Below are 12145 nucleotides of genomic sequence, written 5' to 3'. Positions count from 1 at the left end.
CGCCTCGCCGCCTCGCCGCCGCCGCCTCGCCGCCTCGCCGCCGCCGCCTCGCCGCTCGCCGCCCATCCGTCGCCGCCCATCTCGCGCCGAGCCGTGAGTTCGGCCCCACTTTTGGCAAAAAACACGAGCCATACTCACCGTTCGGCGGGATGGTGTGGGGCGGGAGTGGCTAACGGGACGGGAGTGGTGGGCGGGGGGAGGAGACGAGCGGTGGGCGGGGGGAGGAGACGAGCGGGGGGTGGGCGGTGGGGGGAAAGAGACGAGCGGCGTGCAGGGGAAGAGTCAGCGGGGCCGCTTACGATGAACGGATGACCGACCACGCCGCTCCCGCAGTCACCTCCGCCGCAGACACCGCCGCCCTCGCTGACGACGCAGCCCTCGCAAACACCGCCGCCCTCGCAGACGCCACCACCGCCACCTCCACCTCCGACTCGCGCATCACCATGTTCGGCGCGGACTGGTGCGGCGACTGCCGCCGCTCGAAGAAGCTGCTCGACGTGCTGAACATCGACTACGACTATGTCGACCTGCTCCTCGTGGAGGACGGCGCCGACCGCGCCCACGCGATCAGCGGCCGCACGCAGATCCCCGTGATCACGTTCCCCGACGGCACCCACGTCGTCGAGCCGAGCGACTCCGCGCTGCACGCGAAGCTGACGCAGCTCGGCCGCATCGGCTGACCCGCAGGCACGGCGACTGACCCGCCAGGCACGGCTGCTGACCCGCCAGGGACGGCGCCCGACCACTCAGGTGCGGACCCTGACCGATCAGGGCAGGTAGGGGCCCAGCACACCCGCCGTCGTCAGGGCGAGTTTGCGGTCGGTCCGCTCGTACAGGGGCATCAGCTCGGTCGCCCCGGCGGCCGTATGGATGACCCCCGCCGCGTCGAAGATCGCGACCGGCTCAAGGTCGCGCAGCAGCGCCCAGAACGGCTGGAAGAAGTAGACGCTGCGGCTGCCCGCCTCGAACTCGAGCAGGGTCGCCGCCACATACTCGGCCCGCGCCCGGACGGTCGTCGGAAAGTCGCGGAAGTACTCGCATCCGGGGTCGTCGGGGTCTTCGTCGTGCAGCATCGGCGCCGGCACCGCATACCACTCGTGCCGGTCATTGATCGCGGTGGCGAGCGCGCTCGCGAGCACCCGGTAGGCCAGTGACCGCGGGGTCGTGACCGGAACGACCTTCGGGATGCCGAGACCGGTCGCCACCTCGATGCGCCGGACGATCTCGTGCGGGTTGAGCGCGGCCAGCATCTCGATCCAGCTGATCTTGTTGACGACCCCGTTGACCAGGAATTTGCAGCCGCCCACGAGGTCCCACTGGATGCTCATGCCATCCTGCTCGTCGTGCACGATCACCAGTCGGGCGGCCTCATCGACCTCGACTCCGGAGATGCGCAGATGCGGATGCCGCCGCACCAGTTCGCTCGCGATCCACCAGATCTGCGCGGTGAGGAACCGGTCAGCCGGCGGGTTGTACTCCTCGTAGCCGTCCTCGTCGTCGTCGGCCTCGTCGCCCTCGCGGTCGTCGTCATCGTCGGCCACGTCGACGGCGTCGCCGAGAGCATCGCCGGCGTCGAAGCGGTCGCGCGAAACGAACGTGGTTTCGGGGTCGAATTCGTCGTCGTCGACGAAATTGTCGCCATAATCGAAGTTGTCACCGGAGTCACCGGGTTCTGCATTGCTCATCATGCGTTCCCTTCTCACGATGCCGGACGCCCGCTCAACCGGACAGCCCTCCTCATAGTCACCCCATTGGCCGGTCTCCGAAACGCCCCATTCGGGTCTGCCGCCCTGCACACGGGCGCGTACTCTGCCCACACCCTGCACAGGCGACCACGGTGCCGGGTTTCGCACAGCCTGAAACGGATGCCCCGGCCCGGGCCGGCCCCGTCCTACCGTTCCGGCATGGATATCCGAAAGCCCCGTCCCGCCCGCCGCGCAGCCGCCGACTCCGCGTCCACCTGCGTCACGGCTTACCTGAAGAAGATCGGGCGGGTGCCGCTGTTGACCGCGGCGGAAGAGGTCGAGGTGGCCAGGCGGATCGAGGTGGGGCTGCTGGCCGCGGACAGGCTCACGCGGCTGGGCACCACCGGCAGCGACAGTAGCAACGGCACCACGGAGAGCAGCGAGAGCAGCGAGAGCAGCGAGAGCAGCGAGACCGCGTCGCTGCGCGAGGAGCTCCGCTGGCTCGCCGGCGACGGCGCCCGGGCGGTGGAGCACCTGATCTGCGCCAACCTGCGCCTGGTCGTCTCGGTTGCCCGGCACTACGTCGGAGGCGGCCTGGAGTTTCCGGACCTGATTCAGGAGGGCAACGTCGGTCTGATCCGAGCGGTGGAACGCTTCGACTTCGCCCGGGGATTCAAGTTCTCGACCTATGCCTCCTGGTGGATCCGCCAGTCGATCTCCCGGGCACAGGCCGACCAGTCCCGGACCATCCGCCTCCCGGTGCAGACCGCCGACTCCCTCCTTCTCATCGCCCGCGAGGAGCACGCGATCCGGCAGCGCCTCCGCCGGGACGGCACCAACCAGGAGCTCAGCCGCGCCACCGGTCTCACCCGCAACCGGGTCGTGGCGCTGCGGGAGCACGCGCGTGCGCCCCGCTCCCTCGACGCCCCGGTCTGGGTCGACTTCGGCAACGGCCCCGAGCCCATGCCGTTCGGCGACACGGTCAGTGACGCCCAGGCGATGGATCCGGCCGACATCGTGGGCCGCACCCTGCTGTTGGAAGGGCTGGAGTCCAGGGTGTCCGCGCTCCCCGGCCGCGAGGAGCGGGTGCTCCGGATGCGGTTTGGCCTGGGCTGCGAGCGCCCGCGCACCCTGCGCGAGGTCGGAGCTCTTCTCGGAGTGACCCCGGACCGGGTGCGGCAGATCGAGGTGAGGGCGATCGCCAGGCTGCGACATCCGTCGAACGCCTCTCCCCTGGACGGCGGAGGTTCGGCGGGATGCTGGACGGAATGCTTGACGGTGGAAGATCTTCGAGCGTAGCGTCGGATTGTTGCCCCGGACCCCGGCAGCGGGTCTGACCGCGCCGGCTGAGGGGGTTCACATGTTCGGGAACGCGGATGCGAAACCGCCGACCACTGCTGCCGCTGGCGTCCCAGCCGGTTCGGTCGGTCCGGACGGCGACCAGGCCGAGTTTCAGGCGCCGCCGGAGCGCAGCCAGAACGACGATGCCGACGCGAACGCGCAGACGATGACGGCGTGGCTCGCCGACCTGCCGTCTCAGTGCTGGGACCTCGGCGAGTAGCCCGGAGCCCGGAGCCCGGAGCCCGGAGCGTCGCGCGGGAATGAATCCCGAGAAACATGTGTTTGCATAGAAGTCACCGCGACACGACATCGCAGCCAGCCCCGTCGGGCCCGCCAGAAAGGGATTCCATGACTCCGCAAACATCCGGACTGCACCACGTCACCGCCATCGCGGGTGCGCCGCAGCGCAATATCGACTTCTACGTGACCGGCCTCGGCCTTCGGCTCGTCAAGAAGACCGTGAACTTCGACGACCCGGGCACCTACCACCTCTATTACGGGGATGACGCGGGCCGCCCGGGATCGCTGCTTACCTTCTTCCCGTGGACAGGCATCGCCAGCGGACGCCCCGGCTCCGGCCAGTCCACTTCGACGGCGTTCTCGGTGCCGGCCGGCAGCCTCGGCTGGTGGGCGGACCACTTCAAGGGCCTCGGTGTCGAGTCCGAGTTCGTGCGCCGCTCCGCCGACGAGGAACGGCTCTCCCTGCGCGATCCCGACGGCCTGCAGCTCGACCTGGTGGCCTCGTCGACGGTCGATCCGCGCAATCCGTGGGACTCGGCATCCGTGCCTGCCGAATACGCCGTGCGCGGCCAGCACTCCTCGGTGCTGACCGTCGCCGACCCAACCGGCACCGTCGAGGTGCTCACCCGCGACCTCGGCATGCACGTGATCGAGGAGACCACCGACCGCATCCGGGTCGGCGCGGGCGACGGCGCCCCCGGCAACATCGTGGACATCATCGCCGACCCGAACGGCCAGGTGGGCCTGACCGCCGGCGGCAGCGTGCACCACATCGCCTTCCGCGTGCCCGACAAGACCACCCAGGAGCAGTGGCGCCAGGAGCTCGTCGAGCGCGGCTACGGGGTGACGGCGATCCTCGACCGCCAGTACTTCACGTCGATCTACTTCCGCGAGCCGGGCGGCGTTCTGTTCGAGATCGCAACCGACACCCCCGGCTTCGACATCGACGAGCCACTGCTCGAACTGGGCCGCTCGCTCAAGCTGCCGCCGTGGCTCGAGCCCAGCCGCGACCAGATCGAGCGCGCCGTCGTGCCGATCACGCTGCCGGCCGAGAACAACCCCGCCTCCGCGACGGTCGGCTAGAGAACACCGATGAGCGATCACACAGCCGCCGAAGCGGCCACCGGGCAGCCCGTCGATCAGACCCCCGGCCTGACCGTTGGCACGCCCGCCGGCCTGCCCGACCTCGACTGGCCGCACGTCTACCGGGCGGGCTCGCCTGCGGCCCCGGTGCTGCTGATGCTGCACGGCACCGGCGGCAACGAGCAGGAGATCGTGAACCTCGCCGATGCACTCGACCCGGATGCGACCGTGCTCGCACCCCGCGGCCGGGTCACCGAGGGCGGGATGCTGCGCTGGTTCCGGCGGCTCGCCGAGGGCGTGTTCGACGTCGACGACGTCGTGCGCCGCTCCGGCGAGCTGGCCGGTTTCATCGCCTGGGCCCGGCAGCGCTACGACCTCGGCGAGCGCCGCCTGATCGCCGTGGGCTTCTCCAACGGGGCGAACATCGCCCTGGCCACGGCCCTCCTGCACCCCGAGGCCCTCGACCGGGTGATCGCTTTCTCGGGCATGTTCCCGCTCGACGACCGGGAACTCGGCACGGACCTGCCACGCACCTCGGTGCTGCTGCTGAGCGGCCGCACCGACCCGATGGCCCCGCTCGCGAGCGCCGTGCGGGTGGCCGGCGTGCTCACCGCACGCGGCGCCCAGGTCGACCACGAGCTGCGAGACGGCGGGCACGGCATCGCCGCAACGGATGTCGCCGCCGCCCTCGCCTGGCTGGCCCGCCCCGCGCAGACCGGCGCGTAGCCACCCCGTGAACACGCAGCCCCCGCAGCCCCCGCTCGATTTCGAATACCGCACCCAGTCGCAGCGCGTGCTCTTCGGCACCGGACGGGCCGCCGAGCTGCTCGCCCGGGTGCTCGCCGAGCCCGGCGGTCTGCCGGGCAGCGCGAGCACCTCCGGCAGCACGAACGCCTCCGGCAGGACCAGCACCCCCGGCAGCACCAGCACCCCCGGCAGCGACGCCCCGCGCGTGATGGTGATCGCGAGCCGGCGCGAACTGGAGCGGTCGACCGGGGTGCTCGGCGGCATCCGTCCGGCCGCGATCTTCGACGACGTCGTACAGCACGTGCCGGTCGAATCGGCCGAGCGAGCCCGCCAGGCCGCCCGGGACGCCCGGATCGACGTGCTCGTGCCGATCGGCGGCGGGTCGGCGATCGGCCTGGCCAAGGCGGTCGCGCGGGCCGAGGGCCTGCCGATCGTTGCGGTGCCCACGACCTACTCCGGGTCGGAGGCCACCGCCGTCTGGGGCCAGGTCGAACACGGGGTGAAGACGACCGGTTTCGATCCCCGGGTGCTGCCCGGCACCGTGATCTACGACGCCGAGCTCTCCCGGGCGCTCCCCCGCGACCTCAGCGTGTCCAGCGGGCTCAACGCCCTCGCGCACGGCATCGACGCGCTCTGGGCCCCGGGCAAGAACCCGGTCAGCAGCACGATTGCCGCCGAGGCGATCCGGATGCTGGCGCACGCCCTGCCGCTCATCGCCGACGACCCCGGTGACCTGGCCGCGCGGGAGGAGGCCCTCTACGGCGCCTACCTGTCGGCGAGCGCGTTCTCGAGCGCGGGCTCGGGCCTGCACCACAAGATCTGCCACGTTCTCGGCGGCACGTTCGGACTGCCCCACTCAGAGACGCACGCGATCGTGCTGCCGCATGTGGTCGCCTTCAACGTGCCGGCCGCGCCCGAGGCAGAGGCGCTGCTCGCCCGTGCGCTCGGGGCCGCGGCTGCCGCCGCCGACCTGACTGAAGTGCCCGGCCCAGCCGGAACACCGGCCGAACCGCCCACCGCCGTCGAGTCGCTGGTCGCCCTGAGCGACCGCCTGCACGCGCCGACCGCGCTGCGGGACTTCGGTTTCCGGGAGGAAGACATCACCCGGGCGGTGGCGCTGATCGTGCCCGCGGCGCCGCCGTCGAACCCGCGCCCGGTCACCCCGGAAGCCCTGACCCGGCTGCTGCACGACGCCTGGAGCGGCGACGCCCCCGTTTCCCCGGGTGCCCTCCCGCGCTAGGCTGCCAGCGAAAAAAGGGAGACAGTATGAGCAACGCAGAGCACGGAACAGACAACGACGCCGGCGGCAGCAGCACCTCACCCGGCACGAACGAGGCCGGCAGCACCGGAACCGGCGGGACCCAAACCGGCGGCACCGAGGCGATCGTCCCGGTCCCGCACGCGGCCGGGCAGTCCTCCGAGCAGCGAGCACGCAAAGCCGAGCAGGAGTCTCGGCTGCAGCTCCTCCGCAGCAAGGCCGCGGTGGCCCGGTCCGAGGTGGACGCAATGGCCGCGATGCGCCTCGACCCCGAAACGCTGGAGGACCTGCTCATCAACGCCACCCCGAGCGAGGCAGCTCGCCTCCGCAAATCCGAGCACGCGATCAGCGAGCGCGTGGCCGAGGCCCGCGCCAGGGCAGACGCCGCGGAGGCGGAATACGAACAGGCCGTGCTCGACGAGTTCGACGAGGCCGAGCGGTAGCGCAGCCCGGGCGACGACCGGCATCCGCCGGCGGCGCCCGCGACATCCGGCATCCGTCGGCGCAGCACCGTCAAGGAGCTGCGCCGACGCAATGTCAGCGCCGCGCTGTCAGCGCCGTACGCCTACGCCGTGTCGAGCTCCTGCTCGGCCTGGGCGATGTGGGAGACCGTCTTGAGGAAGCTGTCCGGGTTGAGGGAGATGGAGTCGATGCCCTGCTGCACCAGGAAGGCCGCGAAGTCGGGGTAGTTGCTGGGCGCCTGGCCGCAGATGCCGATCTTGATTCCGGCGGCGTGGGCCTTTCTGATTGCCTCGCTGATCATCCATTTCACGGACTCGTCGCGTTCGTCGAAGAGGGCGGCGAGGTCTTCCGCGTCACGGTCGACGCCCATCACCAGCTGGGTCAGGTCGTTGGAACCGATCGAGAAGCCGTCGAACCGGGTCGCGAACTTCTCGGCGAGGATGACGTTGGCCGGGATCTCGCACATCATGTACACCTGCAGCCCGCGCTCGCCCCGCACCAGCCCGTTCTCCGCCATCGCCGCGATCACCTTGTCGGCTTCGGCGGTGGTGCGGCAGAAGGGCACCATCACGATCACGTTGGTGAACCCGATCTTCTCGCGCACCCGCTTGATCGCACGGCACTCGAGGGCGAACCCCTCCCGGTAGCGGCGGTCGTAGTAGCGCGACGCGCCCCGGAAGCCGAGCATCGGGTTCTGCTCCGAGTGCTCGAAGTCCATCCCGCCGATGAGGTGCGCATACTCGTTGGTCTTGAAGTCGCTCATCCGCACGATCACCGGGTTCGGGTAGTACGGAGCGGTCAGCTTCGCGATTCCCAGCGCGAGCGCCTGCACGAAGTACTCCTTCGGGTCGAGGTAGCCGCGGGTGAGTTCGTGGATCTGCTTCTGCGCGGCCCGGTCGGTGACCCGCTCCGGATGCACCAGCGCCATCGGGTGGATCTTGATCAGGTTGTTGATGATGAATTCCATCCGGGCCAGACCCACGCCGGCGGCCGGCAGCCGCCACCATTCGAAGGCCGCGGCGGGGCTGGCGATGTTGACCATCACCTTGGTGCGGGTCTCGGGAACCTCGCCCAGGTCGATCTCCTCGGTCTCGAAGGCCAGGGCTCCCGCGAAAACGTAGCCCTCGTCGCCCTCGGCACAGGAGATGGTGATCAGCTGGCCATCCGTCAGCTCGCTGGTGGCATTACCGGTGCCGACGACGGCCGGCACACCGAGCTCCCGGCTGACGATGGCGGCGTGGCTCGTGGGGCCGCCATGGTCGGTGACGATGCCGGCCGCGCGGGTCATGATGGGCACCCAGTCCGGGTCGGTCATCTCGGTGACCAGGATGGCGCCGTCGATGAACTTCTCGATGTCGGCCGGGTCCTTGATCACGCAGGCCGTGCCGGAGGCGATGCTGTCGCCGATCGCGACCCCGGTGACCAGCAGCGGACCCCTCTCGCTCAACCGGCTGACCGTGAACTTGGTTCCGCTGGCCTGCGACTGCACGGTCTCGGGCCGGGCCTGCACCATGAACAGCTCCCGGGTCAGGCCGTCTTTGGCCCATTCCATGTCCATCGGCCGGCCGTAGTGGTTCTCCACGATCACGGCCCAGCGGCCCAGCTTCACGATTTCGGCGTCGGTCAGCACGAACGACTGCCGTTCCCCGTCGGGGGTGTCGACCATGCGGGTGCGGGCGCTGCCACCCTTGGCGTAGACCATCTTGCGGGCCTTCTCGCCCAGGGTCTTCTCCACGATCGGGGTGCAGCCGGGCTGCTCCAGCAGTTCCTTGAAGACGAGGTACTTGTCGGGGTTGACGGTGCCCTGCACCACGGTCTCGCCGAGCCCCCAGGAGGCGCTGATCACGGCGACGCCCGGGAATCCGCTGTCGGTGTCGATCGAGAACATCACCCCGGAACCGCCCAGATCGGAGCGGATCATGCGCTGGATGCCGATCGACAGCGCCACCTCCAGGTGGTCGAAGTGCTTGACCTCCCGGTAGCTGATCGCCCGGTCGGTGAACAGCGACGCGTAGCAGCGGCGGCAGGCGTCGAGCAGGTCACGCTCCCCGGACACGTTCAGGAAGGTCTCCTGCTGACCGGCGAAGCTGGCATCCGGCAGGTCCTCGGCGGTGGCGCTGCTGCGCACGGCCACCGGCAGATTGGGGTGCCCGGCCTTCTCCGAGAGTTCACGGTACGAGGCACGGATGCCGTCGGCGATGTCCGCGGGAAACTCACCCCCCAAAAACAACTCGCGCAGCACGTCGCCGGTGGCCCGGAGCGACGCGTGGCCGGCATGGAACAGGTCGAGTTGGTGGCGCATCGCCGGTTCGATCCCGTTTGCCGTGACGAAGGCCCGGTAGGCGTTCGCGGTGGTCGCGAACCCGTCGGGCACCTGCACGCCCGCGCTGGAGAGATTGCGCACCATCTCCCCGAGTGAAGCGTTCTTACCGCCGACCTGCGGAATGTCCGCCAGACCGATTTCGTTGAACCAGACCACGCTGCTCTCGAGCATTGTTCTCCCACCATCGGCGGGCTCGCAAAATTGCTGACTCTGCCCGGTGCTGGCAACCTACTGCGGGCCGCGGAGGCCTGCTAGGTGCACCCGACCAGGTGAGGCCGGGCTCGCGTCCGAGTCTGAATCGGAGTCCGCGTCCCTCTGGTGCCGACTCCGCCCGCGAACGGATTCGACGGAGATTTTGCCCAAATCGGCCCCCGACAGCCCGAAAGAGTGGTTTTACGACAAGATCTCCGTCGAATTGGTTCGGCGGCGCTCGCAGCATCCGTCTGATGCGCTGTCACAGGGGCAATGTCAGAGGTCTCTGAGACTCTGAATCACTCCCCACGCGGGGGCACCCATCAGGAGGCACAAGATGACTGATCCCAACTACACGGCGCTGCTGCTCGTGATCGACCGGAGTGGCTCGATGTCGAGCATCCGTGACGACATGGTCGGCGGACTCACCGCGATGATCGCCGAGCAGGCGGCCGGTCCCGGCCTGCTCACGGTGGACATCGTCACTTTCGACGACGAGATCGAGCACACCCACACCCTGGCCGATCCGGCCACCGTGTCCGTCGAACTCGAGCCGCGCGGCATGACCGCGCTGCACGACGCGATCGGGGTGGCGGTGACCGGCTTCGGGCAGACGCTCCGGGCGCTGCCGGAACACGCCCGCCCCGACACGGTTCAGGTCGTGGTCGTGACCGACGGCGGCGAGAATGCGAGCCACGAGTACACCGCCGCGGCCGTGCGCGCCCTTGTCACGCAGCAGACGCGGGAGTACAGCTGGGACTTCGTCTTCCTGGGCGCCAACCAGGACGCCGTGCTCACCGGCGCCGACCTCGGTTTTGACGCCGACAGCTCGATGACGTTCGCCGCCGCCTCCGACGAGGTGGCCGCCCTGAGCGTCAACCTTGGCCGCTACGTGACGGATGTCCGCAAAAAGGACAAGCGCGGCTTCACCTCCGAGGAGCGCACCGAAGCCGGGGGCGAACGCTGAGCCGGGGCAAACGCTGAACGGCGGGCACGCAGTGGCGGGCACTCAGTGGCGGGCACTGTGCCGCGGGCAAAGCTAAGGCCAATGGGGAGAACCCCACTGGCCTAAAGCCTCGAGCATGCAATCGGGGCCGAACCCGAATCGAACCCCGATTGCAATGCCTCGTCAGGACGAGACCCTAGTCTCGCCCGGCTTCCTCCGCGTCGATCGCCTGCCTACCCAGGTCGGCGATGGTGCGCAGGAGTCTTTGGCACGCCTGAGGCCGCAGAGTCGGGCCGGAAGGTCCGCTTCTGATCTCGGACTCAAGTGTGGTGAGGCTCATCTGGATGTGGATCCTGTTCATTCGGTAGGCCGGCTGACCCGAAGGTCCCGTGCCTTTGCGACCCCGCCTCACGACGAGTGTGCCCGTGCGATTGACGTAAATGACCCGTCTACCCAGCGACCCTGTGATCACCTGAGATGAACTTACAGGGCGGGCGGCGCCGGATCTGCCGAACTCGGGGGCGACACGCGGGTATTTACGGGTAACCCGACCCCCAAAGCGAGGGGAAGTCAGTTTGTGATCAAGCCGGTTGCGAGCAGATCCGCGCTGAGGTCCGGGCCGGATCCCGCCCGGGCGCCGCCCTGATCCCGCCCCCACGACTGGCGCGTTACCCCGTGCGATGCCGTCGCTTTCCCTGGTCGCAGGCGCACGCTAACGTAGCTGGCATGGGGTCGGATGGTTCTCACCTCCAGAAAGAATCTTTCCCTTGCTCGAGGCTGCCTGTCTCGGCTGCCCAGGGTCATCAGCTCGGACACTCATGCTCGAACAATCAACGGGGGTTTTCATGTCGTCAGCCGCATCCGAGTCATTCATCGCCATTGCGCAGTCCATCGCCACGGACGCGCACCGAGGGCAGGTCGACAAGCTCGGCGCGGACTGCATCGACCACCACCGCCGGGTGGCGGAACGCCTGAGCGACCCGCTGGAACAGGCCACCGCCTGGCTGGTTGATGTGCTCGACGACACCGACATCACCCGCCACGACCTGCTCGCCCGCGGCATCCCCGGCGGCGTGGTCACGGCAGTCGAAGCACTGACCAGAACGGATGACGTCAGCAGCGACGACGAGTACTACGCCGCGATCCGCGAGAACCCGATCGCGCTCGCCGTGAAGCGGGCCGACATCGCCGACAACTCGGAGCCCTGGCGCGTGGAGCAGCTGGACTTCAGCGTTCGGGAATCGCTCGCTCTGAAGAACGAGGCTGCGCTGGCGGCACTCGGCTAGGTGGCACTGGGGGCACTCGGCCGGGTGAGGCAGCGTTCCCCGCTGTCTCACCGAAGGAATTCCTGGTCTACCCACAGATCCTGGACGGAATAGCCTTCGTTCACCTGCCGTTCGAGTCGTATCTGACTTCGAAAAATNAGTCTCGACATGGCGTTCTATGTTTGCTAAAATTGTGCGTATGGATGACCCCACTGCAACCCTCGACGCCGCTGTGGTGGCTGCTGCGTTCGCGGCCCTCGCGGGCGAGGTGGGTGCCACGCTGTGGTGTTCAGGGGGTGCGGGGGTGCGATGACGATGGCCTGCTGCAGGTGACCGCGGCGGTGGAGCAGCTCGGCCGAAGGGTGGACGCCCTGCGGGTGGCGACGGCGGCGGCGATCGCCGACCGGTCCCGGCCCGAGCTCGATCCTGACCGCCCTGGTACCCACGCTCCGCTGCACCGACCTGGACCAGGTGCAGGCGGCCGAGCCCGAACTCGTTGCCGCGGCCACCGGAGGCGGCGGCGACCACCCGGTGGCGGTGCCCGCGGACGAGATCCGGATTCAGGCCCTGGTCTGGAAGACCGTGATCGCGCCCGACGGGTCC

Annotated in this window: 11 protein-coding genes and 1 riboswitch; of the genes, 9 read left to right on the top strand and 2 right to left on the bottom strand. The window is 69.2% G+C overall.

Annotated features, from left to right (window positions below; translation table 11 throughout):
• Positions 1-308: 308 nt before the first annotated feature.
• Positions 309-680, top strand: a complete 372-nt coding sequence (locus tag E3T42_RS17600; protein ID WP_134368334.1) for a glutaredoxin domain-containing protein — start codon at positions 309-311, stop codon at positions 678-680.
• Between the two features lie 87 nt (positions 681-767).
• Here the strand turns inward: E3T42_RS17600 and E3T42_RS16710 are convergent, their stop codons facing one another.
• A complete protein-coding gene (locus tag E3T42_RS16710) occupies positions 768-1685 on the bottom strand; it encodes a hypothetical protein (RefSeq protein ID WP_166805317.1) in 918 nt (305 codons plus the stop codon).
• Between the two features lie 219 nt (positions 1686-1904).
• On the opposite strand from E3T42_RS16710, the gene E3T42_RS07085 reads away from it, so the two are divergent.
• The 6 genes from E3T42_RS07085 to E3T42_RS07060 all read left to right on the top strand — a co-directional run bounded on the left by E3T42_RS07085 (position 1905) and on the right by E3T42_RS07060 (position 6797).
• Positions 1905-2984 (top strand): sigma-70 family RNA polymerase sigma factor, encoded by a 1080-nt coding sequence (locus E3T42_RS07085; protein ID WP_166805316.1) that lies wholly within the window; start codon positions 1905-1907, stop codon positions 2982-2984.
• 61 nt (positions 2985-3045) lie between these two features.
• Positions 3046-3246 carry a hypothetical protein gene (locus tag E3T42_RS07080; protein ID WP_134368331.1) on the top strand — a complete coding sequence of 67 codons (201 nt, stop codon included), beginning with the start codon at positions 3046-3048 and terminating at the stop codon, positions 3244-3246.
• A 128-nt stretch (positions 3247-3374) separates the two neighbouring features.
• Positions 3375-4349, top strand: coding sequence for a ring-cleaving dioxygenase (locus E3T42_RS07075; RefSeq protein ID WP_134368330.1), 975 nt, complete (start codon positions 3375-3377; stop codon positions 4347-4349).
• A 9-nt stretch (positions 4350-4358) separates the two neighbouring features.
• A complete protein-coding gene (locus E3T42_RS07070) occupies positions 4359-5075 on the top strand; it encodes an alpha/beta hydrolase (RefSeq protein WP_134368329.1) in 717 nt (238 codons plus the stop codon).
• 7 nt (positions 5076-5082) lie between these two features.
• Complete coding sequence (locus E3T42_RS07065) at positions 5083-6336, top strand: maleylacetate reductase (RefSeq protein WP_241975900.1); 1254 nt, start codon at positions 5083-5085, stop codon at positions 6334-6336.
• Between the two features lie 26 nt (positions 6337-6362).
• A complete protein-coding gene (locus E3T42_RS07060) occupies positions 6363-6797 on the top strand; it encodes a hypothetical protein (protein ID WP_134368327.1) in 435 nt (144 codons plus the stop codon).
• Positions 6798-6919: 122 nt separating this feature from the next.
• Here the strand turns inward: E3T42_RS07060 and ppsA are convergent, their stop codons facing one another.
• Positions 6920-9310 carry a phosphoenolpyruvate synthase gene (ppsA, locus tag E3T42_RS07055; protein WP_134368326.1) on the bottom strand — a complete coding sequence of 797 codons (2391 nt, stop codon included), beginning with the start codon at positions 9308-9310 and terminating at the stop codon, positions 6920-6922.
• Positions 9311-9668: 358 nt separating this feature from the next.
• Here ppsA and E3T42_RS07050 point away from each other — a divergent pair, with 358 nt between their 5' ends.
• A complete protein-coding gene (locus E3T42_RS07050) occupies positions 9669-10298 on the top strand; it encodes a VWA domain-containing protein (protein ID WP_134368325.1) in 630 nt (209 codons plus the stop codon).
• Positions 10299-10637: 339 nt separating this feature from the next.
• Positions 10638-10711, bottom strand: a riboswitch (cyclic di-GMP riboswitch).
• Positions 10712-11122: 411 nt separating this feature from the next.
• Positions 11123-11563, top strand: coding sequence for a guanosine-3',5'-bis(diphosphate) 3'-pyrophosphohydrolase (locus E3T42_RS07045; protein WP_134368324.1), 441 nt, complete (start codon positions 11123-11125; stop codon positions 11561-11563).
• Positions 11564-12145 lie beyond the last annotated feature (582 nt).

The organism is Cryobacterium sp. TMT4-10 (assembly GCF_004403275.1).
Lineage (GTDB): Bacteria > Actinomycetota > Actinomycetes > Actinomycetales > Microbacteriaceae > Cryobacterium > Cryobacterium shii.
The sequence above is the reverse complement of the archived record's forward strand: the minus strand, read 5'-3'. Positions and strand labels throughout refer to the sequence as shown.